The sequence below is a fragment of the Pseudomonas sp. SWRI179 genome (assembly GCF_014268705.1).
GTDB lineage: Bacteria > Pseudomonadota > Gammaproteobacteria > Pseudomonadales > Pseudomonadaceae > Aquipseudomonas > Aquipseudomonas zanjanensis.
In genome coordinates this window covers 29,946-43,793 of record NZ_JABWRA010000031.1, presented here as the reverse complement: position 1 = coordinate 43,793, position 13,848 = coordinate 29,946, and the positions used below count along the sequence as shown (strand labels likewise).

Sequence of the window (13,848 nt, the reverse complement as noted above, 5' to 3'; positions counted from 1 at the left end):
GCTGGGAGCAGGGTCTACCTTGCTAACAGGCAATTCGTCATTTTCACTCTCTAGACTGCCCCAGCCTCCGACCGGATGGTGCATTTTGACTTCTTTATAGGGGACTTCGATGTCCGTACGACGCACACGCAAAGACGATGGCAGCCAATGGACAGTTGCGGACAGCCGCAGCGTTTACGGGATTCGCCATTGGGGGGCCGGGTATTTCGCGATCAATGAAGCCGGTCGCGTCGAAGTCCGTCCGAACGGTCCAGGCAGTTCGCCCATCGACCTGTTCGAGCAAGTCGACCAGTTGCGCCAGAGCGGCCTCTCGCTGCCGTTGCTGGTGCGCTTCCCCGACATCCTGCAAGACCGTGTGCGCCAGCTTACCGGCGCGTTCGACAGCAACATCGCGCGCCTGGAATACCAGAGCAAGTACACCGCGCTCTACCCGATCAAGGTCAACCAGCAGGAAGCGGTGATCGAAAACATCATTGCCACCCAGAACGTCTCCATCGGCCTGGAAGCCGGTTCCAAGCCGGAGCTGCTGGCGGTGCTGGCTCTCGCACCGAAGGGCGGGACCATCGTCTGCAACGGCTACAAGGACCGCGAATTCATCCGCCTGGCGCTGATGGGCCAGAAGCTTGGCCACAACGTCTTCATCGTCATCGAGAAAGAGTCCGAAGTCGGCCTGGTGATCGAAGAGGCCGCGGTGCTCAAGGTCAAGCCACAGGTCGGCCTGCGGGTGCGCCTGTCTTCCCTGGCGTCGAGCAAGTGGGCCGATACCGGTGGCGAGAAGTCCAAGTTCGGCTTGTCGGCCGCGCAACTGCTGTCGGTGGTCGAGCGTTTCCGCGCGGCTGGCCTGGACCAGGGCATCCGCCTGTTGCACTTCCACATGGGTTCGCAGATCGCCAACCTGGCGGACTACCAGCATGGCTTCAAGGAAGCGATCCGTTACTACGGTGAGCTGCGCAACCTCGGCCTGCCGGTGGATCACATCGACGTCGGCGGCGGCCTCGGCGTGGACTACGACGGCACGCACTCGCGCAATGCCAGCTCGATCAACTACGACATGGACGATTACGCCGGTGTCGTGGTTGGCATGCTCAAGGAGTTCTGCGACGCCCAGGGCCTGCCGCACCCGCACATTTTCTCGGAAAGTGGCCGCTCGCTGACCGCTCACCACGCGATGCTGGTGGTGCAGGTGACCGACGTCGAAAAACACAACGACGACGTGCCGGCGATCGACAACAAGCAGGAACTGCCGGAAACCGTGCAATGGCTGGTTGACCTGCTGGGCCCGACCGACATCGAGATGGTCACCGAGACCTACTGGCGCGCCACGCACTACATGAGCGACGTGGCGGCGCAATATGCCGACGGCAAGCTGACCCTGGCGGAAAAAGCCTTGGCCGAGCAGTGCTACTTTGCCGTGTGCCGTCGCCTGCACAACTCGTTGAAGGCCCGCCAGCGCTCGCACCGCCAGGTGCTGGACGAACTCAACGACAAGCTGGCCGACAAGTACATCTGCAACTTCTCGGTATTCCAGAGCCTGCCGGACACCTGGGCCATCGGCCAAGTGCTGCCGATCCTGCCGCTGCATCGCCTGGACGAAGAGCCGCTGCGCCGCGCCGTGCTGCAAGACCTGACCTGCGACTCCGACGGCAAGATCAAGCAGTACGTCGACGAGCAGAGCATCGAGACCAGCCTGCCGGTGCACGCCCTCAATCCCGGTGAAGACTACCTGCTGGGCATCTTCCTGGTGGGCGCCTACCAGGAAATTCTCGGCGACATGCACAACCTGTTCGGCGATACCGACTCGGTGAACATCTACCAGAACGCCGACGGCAGTGTGTACCACGCAGGCATCGAAACCCACGACACCATCGAAGACATGCTGCGCTACGTGCACTTGTCGCCAGAGGAGTTGATGACGCACTACCGCGACAAATGCGCCAGCGCCCGCATCAGCGCCGCCGAGCGCACCCAGTTCCTCGATGCGCTGCGTTTGGGGCTGACGCGTTCGTCGTATCTGTCGTCCTGATAGAAGATAGCCCCACAGCCGCTCCCTCAAGGTTGGCGCGATTCACTGTGGCGAGGGAGCTTGCTCCCGCTTGGCTGCGCAGCAGACCCATTCGTTGTGGCTGCTTCGCACCCAAGCGGGAGCAAGCTCCCTCGCCACAGGATTGCATCAGGTCCACCTCTTGGCTGATCGACACTGCCCGCCGGGGCTGTCAGAAAAAACACCGTACATTGCGGTTTTTTTCGGACAGTCCCGGAGGGCATTTTTGTTTATGCCACGGCTATTTCTTCACACCGGTTCATTTAATCGGCGATGTCCTTATTTCATGTAGTCCCTTTCCTAACTTGTACTTGGCCCCTCTACGCGGCCATGTCGGTCGGCGAGAATCCCCGGCCGCCCCTCCTGTAGAGAAACGCCGATGTCCGATCCAGCCCGCGAGCCAGCTTTTCGTCTGGAGATAGCCGGTCTGCCCGAGCCCGTTGACGTGGTCGCTTTTACGGGCAGTGAAGCGATCAGCGAACCCTTCGTCTATGAAGCGGAGCTGCCGTTGCTCGATCCGAGCCTGGACTTGGCGGGCTTGCTGTACCGCAGCGTCTGGTTGAGTTTCGGAGCGCCAGGCCGAGGCATTCATGGGCAGATCCATGAGTGGGTCCAGCATTCCCATGGCGCCGGCTGCCGGGTGCGTATCAGCCCCAGGCTGGCCTGTCTGGCTCAGCGCTTCAACCAGCGAGTGTTCAGCGCCCGCTCGGTGCCGCAGATCATTCGCCAAGTGCTCAAGGCCCATGGCATCAGCGGGCGCAGCCTGTGCCTGGACCTGAGTGGCGATTACCCACCGCAGGATTTCTGTACCCAGTATCGGGAATCGGACCTGCAGTTCCTCCAGCGCGTGTGCGCCCAAGCGGGTATCCACTTTCATTTCGAACACGCCCGCGACGGGCATTGCCTGGTGTTCGCGGACAACCCGCACAGTTTCCCCCCTGCCGGCCAGGCGGTCTATGCGGACGACGGGCCGACTGCCGCGGTGCGGACCTTCAGCGTGCAAACCGCTGTGGCGGGGCAGCAAGTCGCCCAGGGTCGTAGCGACCTGACGAACCTGCACGCGGGCCAGATACTGACGCTGATGGCCCATCCGTTTGCCAGCTGGAACCGGCGCTGGCTGTTGACCAAGGTTGAGCATCGCGCCCAGGCGGGCATGTATGGCAATCATTTCAAGGCCATTCCCCGGGGCGTGCTGTTCAGGCCGGACAACGTCCCGGTCAAGCCCCGCATGGCAAGCCGGCAACGCGGTTGGGTCGTGGCGGTTGACGAGCCTCCGGTGCTCGGGGCAGGGCGCGTGGCGGTGGAGTTCGACTGGGTCTATCAGGGCGAAGGTTCCAGTCCCAGCCATTGCTGGTTGCCTTTGGCGCCCGAGCTGGCGGCTGGCGGGGTGGACGCGATGGGTGACGGTACCGAGGTGCTGGTGAGCTTTATCGAAGGCGATCCGGATCGGCCGTTGATCAGTGCATTTCTGAGCGAGCCTGCCTCGGTAGAGGGGGCGGATGAGTCATTCTCGGGCGAAACACTTGGGCCATCCGTGGTCGATCCGGTGCTGTTGTCGGCGCTGCGGGAGGCCGAGCCGCTGATCTTGTTGTGCCTGTTGCCCGAAGGCGGGCCTTTCAACCCTTGCACCCAACCCCTGTGCACCTGCCGCATGCTCATGGGCCGCGGCGCGGGCATTGCTCGATGAGCGCCGTGGCCGTGCCTGGATCGACGCCGCAGTGGTTGTTGCTGGACGCACCGAGTGCGCCTGAGGCGGTGCAGCGTGTTCACGCGCAGTTCGCCGATGCCCAGCACTTTGCCCTGTTCGAAGGTACTGAGCTGCATGGGCTTCGCGACCACGGCCCGCTGTTGGTGGATCTGCGCCAATCGCCCGCGTTGACGAGTCTTTGCCACCTGGACCCGCGCGCCTGGCCAGGGCTGTTGCTGGCCTGTCCACAGCCTGCGGTGCAATTACTGGCGCATCTGCGGCGCATGCTGACGGTGACGCTGGGCCTGCATCACAAAGCCTTGTTGAATTACTACAACCCGCACACCGCCAGCTATTTCTTCGACGGTTGCGACGCCCATGAACTCAGTTGCTGGCTGGGTCCGATCAGCCTGTTGCGCTGGTTCGGCGGCACATGGGCCGACCGGGCGATCGGCAGCCAGGGCTGGCAGCAACTGTCCAACCCCGGATTGCCGGTGGCGGCGTTGGAGAAGGAGCACGGCCTCAGCGATCGACAGCAGGGCCAGTTGCAGCGCTGCCTGCTGGAGCGTCACGCGTGGCAATGGTCCCATTCCACCGGCCGTGATTACCGCCGGCTCTGGGAGGATGTGCAGCAGGGGCTGGCGCTGGGTTTTACCGAGCGGACGGTGCTCGACGACTGGCTCTGGCTGCGGCTGCAATACCCCAATGCCCGGCTCTTGCCGGGGCCGGAGGGTGGTTCGCAGCGCGAGCGGCTCGATCACCTGCGGCGACGCTGGCAGGGCCGTCAGGGTTGAGGATTATTACGTCGGCGCGCCGAGCCAACGGTCGTGCCGCTGCAAGTGCCAGGCAAACGCACCGAGGGTGAGGCTGCGCAAGGCCATGAACAGCAAGAAGGTGATCCACAGTCCGTGGTTGCCCAACCCCAGCAGCATCCAGGCGATTGGCGCCACCAGCAGCAGGGTCAAGACCATGCCGTTGCGCATTTCCCGGGCGCGGGTGGCACCGATGAACAGGCCGTCGAGCAGGTAGCTCCAGACCGCGATCAGCGGCAAGGTCGCCAGGTAGGGCAGGTAGCCATAAGCGGTGGCGCGTACGTCGGGGATGTCGGTCTGCATGTCGATGAAGACGTGGCCGGCGAGCAGGAACAGCAGGGCAAAGCCGAGGCTGGCAATCAGCGACCAACCGCCGGCCACCACCAGCGAACGACGCAGGGCGAGGCGGTCGCGAGCGCCGATGGCATGGCCGCACAACGCCTCCACGGCGTGGGCGAGGCCGTCCAGGGCATGGGCGGTCAACAGCAGGCCGTTGAGCAGCAGGGCATTGGCTGCCACGGTCGCGTCCCCCAGGCGCGCGCCTTGCACCGTGATCAGGAAGAACACCGCTTGCAGGGCCAGGCTGCGAATGAAAATGTCCCGGTTCACCGCCAGCAGCGGACGCCAGTTCCGCCACACGCCCAGGGCTGCCCAGGCGATTTGTCCGGGCCAGGCCCGCAGTGTCTTGCGAGCCAAGGCCAGGCCAACCAGCGCACCGGTCCACTCGGCAATCACCGAGGCCCGGGCCGAACCGGTCACGCCCCAGTCCAGGCCGATCACGAACCACAGGTTCAGGGCGATGTTGACCAGGTTGGTCACCAGCAGGATCGCCAACGGCGCCCGGGCATTCTGGGCGCCAAGGAACCAGCCCACCAGCGCATAGCTGGCCAGCGCCGCCGGCAAGCCGAAGAGCCGGGTGTGGAAGAAGTCGCGGGTCAACTGGTTGAGCTCAGCGGACGGCTGCATGAAGTGCAAGGCCACGTCGCTCAACGGCACGCCGACGGCGCCGAGCAACATCGCCAACCCCATCGCCAACAGCAGGCCTTGCAGCAACACTTGCCGCAACGCCGCGCCGTCACCCCGCCCGGCGGCCTGGGCGGCGAACCCGGTGGTGCCCATGCGCAAGAAACCCATGGCCCACGCCAGCACCGTGTACAAACTCGCCCCGACCGCCACCGCGCCCAACTGATGGGCATGGGGCAAGTGGCCGATGACCGTGCTGTCCACCAGCGCCACCAGCGGTACGGAAATGTTCGAGAGGATCATCGGCGCAGCCAATGCCCAGACCCGGCGATGGGTGAGGCGGTCGCGCCAGTCGGTGGTCAGGTTGGGCATGCGGGCTCCTTGATGGAGCGCGATTGTAGCGGGTTCTTGCCTGCTCGTTCCCTGCGGAACTTGGATTCATTGTGGCGAGGGAGCTTGCTCCCGCTGGACTGCGCAGCCGTCCCCAAAAACAGGGCCGCTGCGCGCCCCAGCGGGAGCAAGCTCCCTCGCCACAGAGTGTTGTGTCGGGCGAGGGGATGCTGGAGGCTCTAGTGAATGATCCAGCTCAACAACCACAACCCCAGCACCAGCCAGATGATGCCCATGACGATCGAGGCCCGCATGAACGCGCGAATGGCCGTGTACAGCAGCATCAGCCCGAGGATCAGGGCGATGATGCTGATGATCGAGGTGTCCATGCCCAGGGTGCGTGACAGCCCGTCGACGAAGTTGCCGCCGGCGTTGGCCAGGGTGTTGAAGAGGCCGCTGAGCAGGTCGACGATGAACCGGATCACCGAACCGAGCGCCTGGCCGAGCCATTCGAAAAAGCTTTCTGCCTGCATATGTGCATCCTGATGGGAGGGAATCTGCGTTGAGCCGTTGGCTCCTGATTGTAGGAGCTGTGGCGGCCGAGTTGGTTCGATTATGGGGCAAACCGCCGCTTCGTACCGAGGACTCTTGCCTTCCCCGATCATCCCCGTGAAGCTATGCGCATTCAGGAGAACCCGATGAACCTTGTTGAACTGACCGAACGCCTGCATGCCATTCGCGATCGTAACGATTGGCGGCAATTTCACAGCCCGAAAAACCTCGCCATGGCCGCCAGCGTGGAAATGGCCGAGCTGGTGGAAATTTTCCAGTGGCTGACCGAGGATCAGTCCCGCCAGTTGCCGGCGGACAAACTGGCCCACGCCGGGCAGGAAGTCGGTGACATCGTGTTGTACCTGTTGCTGCTGTGCAGCGAGTTGGGGCTGGACATGGACGCCGTGGTGCGCAGCAAGCTGGCGGACAGCGAACGGCGGTTCGGCCAATGAGCGACCGTCATTTCGATCAGCTCGCCACGCGTTTCGCGGAGAAAATCTACGGCGGGGCCAAGGGCGCGATCCGCCTGGCAGTGCTTCAGGCCGACCTGCTGGAAAGCTTGCCGCAACGCCCGTTGCGCGTGCTGGACATCGGCGCCGGCCTGGGCCATATGTCGTTGTGGCTGGCCGAGCGCGGCCACCAGGTGACCCTGGCCGAGCCGGCCGAACCCATGCTCGAAGGCGCCCGCCAACGCTTTGCCGAGGCCGGCCAGCAGGCCACGTTTATCCAGGCGCCGTGGCAGGACCTGCTCGGCCAGTTGACCGAGCCTTACGACCTGGTGCTGTGTCACGCGGTGCTGGAGTGGCTGGCCGAGCCCCACGCGATCCTGCCGGTGCTGCATCAACTTACGGTCCCGGGCGGTTGGTTGTCCCTGGCGTTCTACAACCGCGACGCGTTGGTCTATCGCAACCTGCTCAAGGGGCATTTTCGCAAGTTGCGTAAAAACGACATGGCCGGCGAAAAACAGAGCCTGACACCACAACAGCCCCTTGATCCGCGCGAATTGGCGGCGCAACTTGAAGGCCTGTGGCAGGTCGAAAGCCAGAGTGGCGTGCGGGTTTTCCATGACTACATGCCCGTAGAATTCCAGGGGCGGGTGGAGCTAGCGCAGTTGCTGGAAATGGAGCTGGCCCACCGTCGCCATCCGGCATTTGCCGGGTTGGGGCGTTATCTGCACTGGATCTGCCGTCCCCTCTGATCTGAACGTGCAATCGGAGCGCGAAATGAAAGGTCGTTCAGGGTTGTTGGTGCTGTGCCTGGGGCTGGTGGCCTGCCAGGGCAGCAATCCCTATGTCGCCACGTCCAACCCGCTGCCGCCGGCGCCGCCCGAGGCCGCCACGGTGTTCGACCGCAGCGCCTATCCGGCGCCGCCCCGTGATTATGGGCGCTATCGCAGTTGGGCCTGGCGTGACGGGCGTTTGCCACCGGGCACTGCCTGGGCGGATTCGGCCCAAGTGGCCGAAGCGGTGAGCAATGCCCTCGACCAGCGGGGCCTGCGGCCGCTGCATGACAACCGGCCCGCCGACCTGTTCGTCAGCGCCGACCTGCGCCTGGAAACCCGCGTGCGTCAGGTTCGGGACGACTATGATGCGGGGTACTACGGTGGCTACAACCGTTACGACCGCTACGGTCCGGGTTATGGCGTGTACCGTCCGATGCCGATGGTGCGCACGTATCAGGAACAAGTCGTGGTGGTTCGGGTGGACCTGTTCGATGCCCGCACCGGTCAGCCGGTGTGGAGCGCCAGCGCCGAGACTGGCCAGCGGGGCAGCCAGACCGAGCGCACCGACGCCATTCGTGAAGCGGTGGAAAAAGCCCTGTCGGCGTATCCGCCAAGTTGATTACGCAACGGAGAAAAACCATGTTTCGCCGTCTTGCTCTACTGGCCTTCACCTTGCTGCTGGGGGCCTGTGCTTCTAACCAGGTCAATCATGACTTCGACACCAGCCGTGATTTCGCGGCATATCGCAGTTGGAGCTGGAAAGACCCGGCGCTGCAATATCGTCCTGATGACCCCCGTATCAAGAGCGACCTGACCGAGCAGCGGATCCGCCAGGCGGTGGCCGATCAACTCGACCAGCGCGGCCTGCGCCCGGCCGCGGCAGGTGGGCGCGGCGATGTGCTGGTCCAGGCCTATTTGATTGTCGAGGACCGCCAGCAACAGGTCACGACCAACTATGGCGGCGGTTGGGGCGGCCCTTGGAACGGGTATTGGGGCGGGCCGATGTACAACGAAACCCGCAACATCAGCTACAAGGTCGCCACCGTGCAGATCGACCTGCTCGATGGCAAGGACGGCAAGCTGGTGTGGCGTGGCAGTGATGAGCAATTGCTCAGCAACTCCCCCAACCCGACCGACCGCAACACGGCTGTGCGCGAGACGGTCGGGCGGATCCTGTCCAACTACCCGCCGCGCTGAGTGGGGTGATTCAAGATGGATGCAAGCTGACCCACCGCCATCGCGAGCAAGCTCGCTCCCACAGGGATTGGTGGTGGCTATCGGATCTATGAACATCCCTGGACAAACTGTGGGAGCGGGCTTGCTCGCGAAGACGGCTGCACAGTCACATTGATTCAGACTGACCCACCGCTTTCGCGAGCAAGCCCGCTCCCACAGGGGGGCGCGGTGAATACCATCGACCTGCTCAGGCCACCGGCCGCCATGCTCCCACCATATGCTCCAGCGCCCCGGCGCCCATCAGTTGCAGTTGCCCACTGGAGCCCGCCGCGCTGGCCAGCAGGGTCACTTCGCTGGGCAGGCGCACTGGTTTTTTGAAGGTCACGTCAATTTCGATGTTGGCCTCGGCCAGGTGGTCATCCAGCGCCGCCAGGGTCCTGGCCTTGTTCCACAGACCATGGGCGATGGCGGTGGGGAAGCCGAACAGCCGAGCGCTCATGCCACTCAGGTGGATCGGGTTGTAGTCGCCGGAGACCTTGGCGTACTGCCGACCGATGTCAGCCGGTGCGGCCCAGCGCGCGACTTCAATCAAGGGCAAGCTGGCCTCGGGCGAGTCGTCCACCAGTGCGCCGTCAAGCTGGACCCCTTTGCACAGCATCTGGCTCCGAGCTTCCCACAGCGGCCCCAATTGATCATCCAGGCGGGTCACCAGGTCGAAGACCGCGCCCTTGGCATGGGCTTGCAGGTTCTCGACATGGACGCTGGTCCGCACCTGGCCGACGCCGCCCATGGGCCGCAATACACGAATGCGGTTGCTCAAGTGGATCAGCCCCAACAACGGAAAAGGGAAGTCCCGCCCCGTGAGCAATTGCATTTGCAGGGCGAACGCCAAGACGTGGGGATAGGTCGGCGGCAGCAGTCCGTTATCGACGAAACCGCAAACCTTGCGATAAGCCGCCAGCCGTTGCGGGTCGACCTGGAGCACCTGGCGCAACCCTTCCTCGGGCAAGGTCGTTCCGGTGATCTTGCGCCGTGTCGCCGCTTTCGAATACAGCCCGGACATGGAGGGCGGGCTGCTGACGTCATGCCATTGAATCGTCATGGTCACGCTCCCAGAAGGCTTTGCCCGCATACCCGCAGGGCCTGACCGGTCACGGCCCCCGTGCCTGGTTGCGCGAGCCAGGCCACGGCTTCGGCGACGTCCTGGGGCAAACCGCCCTGGCCAAGGGAACTCATGCGCCGTCCGGCCTCGCGCAAGGCGAAGGGGATCTCGGCGGTCATGCGGGTTTCAATGAAGCCCGGCGCCACGGCATTGATGCTGATCCCGCGTGTTTGCAACTGCGGCGCCCACGCCTGGGCCAGGCCGATCAGCCCGGCTTTGCTCGCCGCATAGTTGGTCTGCCCACGGTTGCCGGCAATGCCGCTGATGGACGCCAGCAGAACCACCCGGCCATTGTCCCGCAGGGTGCCGCTGTCCAGCAGGGCCTTGGTCAGTACTTGCGGGGCGTTGAGGTTGACGGCCAGCACGGCGTCCCAGAATTCCGGGGTCATGTTGGCGAGGGTCTTGTCCCGGGTGATGCCGGCGTTGTGCACCACGATATCGACGCCGTCGGGCAAGTGCTCGATCAACTGAGGGGCAGCCTCTTCTGCGCAGATATCCAGCGTCACGCTGCGCCCGCTCAAGCGTGCCGCCAGGGCGTCGAGATCGGTCTTGGCCTGGGGGACGTCCAACAGGATCACGTCGGCGCCATCGCGGGCCAGGGTTTCGGCGATGGCGGCGCCGATCCCGCGGGCTGCACCGGTGACCAACGCCTTGAGCCCCGTGAGCGGCCGGGTCCAGTCCTGGACTTGGGTGTCACAGGCGTTAAGACGAATGACCTGCCCGGAAATGAAGGCGCTTTTGGGCGACAGGAAAAACCTCAGCGCACCTTCCAACTGGGTTTCGGCACCGTCGCCGACGTACAGCAATTGCAGCGTCCCGCCGTGGCGCAGCTCTTTGGCCAGGGACCGGCTGAAACCCTCCAACGCTCGCTGGGCACTGGCGGCGAACGGATCGCCAAGGCTTTCCGGTGCACGCCCGAGGATGACGACATGGGCGCCGTGGTCGAGGTTTTTCATCAGCGGCTGGAAAAATTCCCGCAGTTGCTTGAGCTGGTCGGCCTGGACCAAATGGCTGGCGTCGTACACCACCGCCTTGATTTTCGGGCCGTGGCCGGGGATCCATTCCGTGGCCAGGGTCGGTTCGCCGCCGTAGATGAAAATGCTGTCGGTCAGGCGCTTGGCAAAGGTGCTGACCTGTTCGGTCAACGGCCCACCGCCCAGCAGCAGCGCGCCTTCGATCGGCCGCAGCCGCCCGGCCTGCCAGCGTTCCAGGCGTACCGGCGAGGGCAGGCCGAGGGACCCGACCATGCGCCGGCCAATGGGCGAATTGGCGAAGTCGATATAACGGTCAGACATGGAACACACTCCGGCTGATGAGGTTCCAAGTGTGGACCATGATTGGCAATCAGTCGTTCGATCGGCGAGATAAAGCCTAAGCTTGTGCCGGAGCGCTGTTTCCAGGGTACGGGATACCTGTGGGAGCAAAGCTTGCTCGCGATGCAGACACCGCGTTTTTCAGGTAGGTCGCGTCATCGTTCATCGCGAGCAAGCTTTGCTCCCACAGGGTCCGGTTGAGTTTTCACAGGGTACACAGGGAGTTCTTTCATGACACAACTACGTCGCGTCGCGATCATCGGCGGTAACCGCATTCCCTTCGCCCGCTCCAACGGGCTCTATGCCACCGCCAGCAACAAGGCGATGTTGACGGCTGCCCTCGAGGGGCTGATCGAACGCTACAACCTGCATGGCTTGCACATCGGCGAAGTGGCGGCCGGTGCGGTGCTCAAGCACTCCCGGGATATGAACCTGACCCGCGAATGCGTGCTCGGTTCGCGGTTGTCACCGATGACGCCGGCCTATGATGTACAGCAGGCCTGCGGTACGGGGCTGGAAACGGTGCTGCTGGTGGCCAACAAGATCGCCCTGGGCCAGATCGACAGCGGCATTGCCGGCGGCGTCGACACCACATCGGACGCGCCGATCGCCGTCAACGAGGGGTTGCGCAGGATCCTGCTGCAAGCCAATCGCGCCAAGACCACCGCCGAGAAAATCAAGACTTTCCTGCAATTGCGCCCCCAACACCTGATACCGGATCTGCCGCGCATCAACGAACCGCGCACTGGCCTGAGCATGGGCGAGCACTGTGAATTGATGGCCCAGACCTGGCAGATCCCTCGGGAGGCGCAAGACCAGTTGGCCCTGGAGAGCCATCAGAAAATGGCCGCGTCCTACGCAGAAGGTTGGCAGAACGACTTGATGACGCCGTTTCTCGGCCTGACCCGGGACAACAACCTGCGCCCGGACCTGACCCTGGAAAAACTCGCGTCCCTCAAGCCGGCCTTCGAAAAAAGCGCCAAGGGCACGATGACCGCCGGCAACTCCACGCCACTGACCGACGGTGCCTCGTTGGTGCTGCTGGGCAGCGAAGAATGGGCCAAGGCCCGGGGCCTGTCGATCCTGGCGTACCTGCGTGACGGTGAAACGGCGGCGGTGGATTTCGTCAACGGTGCCGAAGGGCTGCTGATGGCCCCGGTCTACGCCGTGCCGCGATTGTTGGCGCGCAACGGCCTGACCTTGCAAGACTTCGATTACTACGAAATCCACGAAGCGTTCGCCGCCCAAGTGCTGTGCACGCTCAAAGCCTGGGAAGACCCGGACTACTGCAACACCCGCCTGGGTCTCGACGCGCCGCTGGGGTCCATCGACCGCAGCCGGCTGAACGTGAAGGGCAGTTCCCTGGCCGCCGGGCATCCGTTTGCCGCCACGGGCGGGCGCATTGTCGCCAACCTCGCCAAGTTGCTGGATGCCGCCGGGCGAGGTCGAGGGTTGATCTCCATCTGTGCCGCCGCCGGCCAGGGCGTGACGGCGATCATCGAGCGTTGACGAGGGCGCCGTCCTGGCCGGATGTCAGCGCCTTGTGCTGGCTGGCATAGCGCTCGGCCAGGATCGAGCAGACGATCAACTGCAGCGGGTGATAGATCATGATCGGCAGCAGAATCAGCCCCAGGCCCGGATGGTTGCCGAAAATCAACGCCGCCATCGGCACCCCGGCGGCAAGGGATTTCTTGCTGGCGCAAAACACCGCGGCGACTTCATCGGCGCTGTTGAACTTCAGGGCGCGGGCGGTACGGGTGGTCGCCCACAGGATGATTGCCAGCAGCACGGCACTGCCCACCACTGCGCTGAGCAACACGCCGTTGCCTTGCTGGCGCCAGATGCCGGACACCATCGAGTTGCAGAACGCCGCATAGACCAGCAGCAGGATGACCAACTTGTCGATGAGGCTGGTGTAGCGTTTGTATCGTCCGAAAAAGCCGGCCAACCAACGCCGCAGGAACTGCCCCAGCACCAGCGGCAGCAGCAACATCAGGCACAGGTCGAGCAAGGTTGACCCCAGGTCGATGCCCCCGGCGCCACTGCCGACGACGAAACTGACCAGCAACGGTGTCAGGAAAATCCCCAGTACGCTGGACAGGCTCGCGTTGAGAATTGCCGCTGGCACGTTACCTTTCGCACTGCCCGTCAGGGCCACCGAGGAAGAGATCGTCGAGGGCAGGGCGCAGAGGTAGAAGAACCCCAGCATCAGCAGCGCCGGCACATGGCTGCCCAGCAGCCAGTTGCTGAGTAGCCAGATCAAGGGGAACACGCCAAAGGTGAAACCCTGCACCATCGCATGCAGCCGGATGTTCTTCAGGCCGTGGCGGATCTGCTCGCCGGACAGGTTGACCCCGTGCAGGAAGAACACCACGAAGATGCCGATGTTGACCACCCATTCGGCATGCATGGCACCGCCCGTGGCGCCAAAGGTCGGGAAGAAATACGCCAACAGCGTGGCGAGCAACATGCCGCACAGGAACCAGTCGGTCACCAGGCGTTTGAGGTGTCTGACGATATGCATAGGGCACCGCAAGTTGTAGGAAAAGTCGACTTAGCCTAATGTCATCTTCATTAGTCGTCTTGCGAC

General features: G+C 63.8%; 13 protein-coding genes. 8 read left to right on the top strand and 5 right to left on the bottom strand.

Annotated elements, in window-relative coordinates:
* Positions 1-109 precede the first annotated feature (109 nt).
* The 3 genes from speA (at position 110) to HU767_RS17995 (ending at position 4,522) form a co-directional block, all read left to right on the top strand.
* On the top strand, positions 110-2,023 hold the full coding sequence (gene speA / locus HU767_RS18005; protein ID WP_186707901.1) for an arginine decarboxylase: 1,914 nt from the start codon (positions 110-112) through the stop codon (positions 2,021-2,023).
* A gap of 397 nt (positions 2,024-2,420) precedes the next feature.
* Positions 2,421-3,728, top strand: a complete 1,308-nt coding sequence (locus HU767_RS18000) for a contractile injection system protein, VgrG/Pvc8 family (protein ID WP_186730140.1) — start codon at positions 2,421-2,423, stop codon at positions 3,726-3,728.
* A complete protein-coding gene (locus tag HU767_RS17995) occupies positions 3,725-4,522 on the top strand; it encodes a DUF4123 domain-containing protein (RefSeq protein WP_186730139.1) in 798 nt (265 codons plus the stop codon). Before HU767_RS18000 ends, HU767_RS17995 begins: the two co-directional genes overlap by 4 nt.
* A 6-nt stretch (positions 4,523-4,528) precedes the next feature.
* Here the strand turns inward: HU767_RS17995 and HU767_RS17990 are convergent, their stop codons facing one another.
* Together HU767_RS17990 and HU767_RS17985 are read right to left on the bottom strand one after the other, a co-directional pair.
* Complete coding sequence (locus HU767_RS17990) at positions 4,529-5,875, bottom strand: MATE family efflux transporter (RefSeq protein ID WP_186730138.1); 1,347 nt, start codon at positions 5,873-5,875, stop codon at positions 4,529-4,531.
* Positions 5,876-6,072: 197 nt separating this feature from the next.
* Positions 6,073-6,366 carry a hypothetical protein gene (locus HU767_RS17985; protein WP_186730137.1) on the bottom strand — a complete coding sequence of 98 codons (294 nt, stop codon included), beginning with the start codon at positions 6,364-6,366 and terminating at the stop codon, positions 6,073-6,075.
* A 165-nt stretch (positions 6,367-6,531) separates the two neighbouring features.
* On the opposite strand from HU767_RS17985, the gene HU767_RS17980 reads away from it, so the two are divergent.
* Genes HU767_RS17980 through HU767_RS17965 form a run of 4 tightly spaced genes read left to right on the top strand, consistent with a single transcriptional unit; the run spans position 6,532 to position 8,804 of the window.
* On the top strand, positions 6,532-6,837 hold the full coding sequence (locus HU767_RS17980) for a MazG-like family protein (RefSeq protein ID WP_003186192.1): 306 nt from the start codon (positions 6,532-6,534) through the stop codon (positions 6,835-6,837).
* Complete coding sequence (locus HU767_RS17975; RefSeq protein WP_186707912.1) at positions 6,834-7,583, top strand: methyltransferase; 750 nt, start codon at positions 6,834-6,836, stop codon at positions 7,581-7,583. Before HU767_RS17980 ends, HU767_RS17975 begins: the two co-directional genes overlap by 4 nt.
* A gap of 25 nt (positions 7,584-7,608) precedes the next feature.
* Positions 7,609-8,226, top strand: a complete 618-nt coding sequence (locus HU767_RS17970) for a DUF4136 domain-containing protein (protein WP_186707914.1) — start codon at positions 7,609-7,611, stop codon at positions 8,224-8,226.
* A 20-nt stretch (positions 8,227-8,246) separates the two neighbouring features.
* Positions 8,247-8,804, top strand: a complete 558-nt coding sequence (locus HU767_RS17965) for a DUF4136 domain-containing protein (RefSeq protein ID WP_186707916.1) — start codon at positions 8,247-8,249, stop codon at positions 8,802-8,804.
* A 226-nt stretch (positions 8,805-9,030) separates the two neighbouring features.
* Here the strand turns inward: HU767_RS17965 and HU767_RS17960 are convergent, their stop codons facing one another.
* Both HU767_RS17960 and HU767_RS17955 read right to left on the bottom strand, forming a co-directional pair.
* Positions 9,031-9,885 (bottom strand): MaoC family dehydratase, encoded by an 855-nt coding sequence (locus tag HU767_RS17960; RefSeq protein WP_186730136.1) that lies wholly within the window; start codon positions 9,883-9,885, stop codon positions 9,031-9,033.
* Between the two features lie 2 nt (positions 9,886-9,887).
* Positions 9,888-11,240, bottom strand: coding sequence for a 3-oxoacyl-ACP reductase (locus tag HU767_RS17955; protein ID WP_186707920.1), 1,353 nt, complete (start codon positions 11,238-11,240; stop codon positions 9,888-9,890).
* A 249-nt stretch (positions 11,241-11,489) separates the two neighbouring features.
* Here HU767_RS17955 and HU767_RS17950 point away from each other — a divergent pair, with 249 nt between their 5' ends.
* A complete protein-coding gene (locus HU767_RS17950) occupies positions 11,490-12,767 on the top strand; it encodes an acetyl-CoA C-acetyltransferase (protein WP_186730135.1) in 1,278 nt (425 codons plus the stop codon).
* Here HU767_RS17950 and HU767_RS17945 read toward each other — a convergent pair.
* Complete coding sequence (locus HU767_RS17945) at positions 12,754-13,782, bottom strand: bile acid:sodium symporter family protein (RefSeq protein WP_186707924.1); 1,029 nt, start codon at positions 13,780-13,782, stop codon at positions 12,754-12,756. The genes HU767_RS17950 and HU767_RS17945 overlap by 14 nt on opposite strands.
* Positions 13,783-13,848 lie beyond the last annotated feature (66 nt).

Bases quoted from the DNA above. Each gene is read 5' to 3' on its own strand.
- HU767_RS17945 (WP_186707924.1), bottom strand. From the start codon at position 13,782: ATGCATATCGTCAGACACCTCAAACGCCTGGTGACCGACTGGTTCCTG.
- HU767_RS17955 (WP_186707920.1), bottom strand. From the start codon at position 11,240: ATGTCTGACCGTTATATCGACTTCGCCAATTCGCCCATTGGCCGGCGC.
- HU767_RS18000 (WP_186730140.1), top strand. From the start codon at position 2,421: ATGTCCGATCCAGCCCGCGAGCCAGCTTTTCGTCTGGAGATAGCCGGT.
- HU767_RS17980 (WP_003186192.1), top strand. From the start codon at position 6,532: ATGAACCTTGTTGAACTGACCGAACGCCTGCATGCCATTCGCGATCGT.
- HU767_RS17965 (WP_186707916.1), top strand. From the start codon at position 8,247: ATGTTTCGCCGTCTTGCTCTACTGGCCTTCACCTTGCTGCTGGGGGCC.
- HU767_RS17985 (WP_186730137.1), bottom strand. From the start codon at position 6,366: ATGCAGGCAGAAAGCTTTTTCGAATGGCTCGGCCAGGCGCTCGGTTCG.
- HU767_RS17990 (WP_186730138.1), bottom strand. From the start codon at position 5,875: ATGCCCAACCTGACCACCGACTGGCGCGACCGCCTCACCCATCGCCGG.
- HU767_RS17960 (WP_186730136.1), bottom strand. From the start codon at position 9,885: ATGACGATTCAATGGCATGACGTCAGCAGCCCGCCCTCCATGTCCGGG.
- HU767_RS17975 (WP_186707912.1), top strand. From the start codon at position 6,834: ATGAGCGACCGTCATTTCGATCAGCTCGCCACGCGTTTCGCGGAGAAA.
- speA (WP_186707901.1), top strand. From the start codon at position 110: ATGTCCGTACGACGCACACGCAAAGACGATGGCAGCCAATGGACAGTT.
- HU767_RS17970 (WP_186707914.1), top strand. From the start codon at position 7,609: ATGAAAGGTCGTTCAGGGTTGTTGGTGCTGTGCCTGGGGCTGGTGGCC.
- HU767_RS17995 (WP_186730139.1), top strand. From the start codon at position 3,725: ATGAGCGCCGTGGCCGTGCCTGGATCGACGCCGCAGTGGTTGTTGCTG.
- HU767_RS17950 (WP_186730135.1), top strand. From the start codon at position 11,490: ATGACACAACTACGTCGCGTCGCGATCATCGGCGGTAACCGCATTCCC.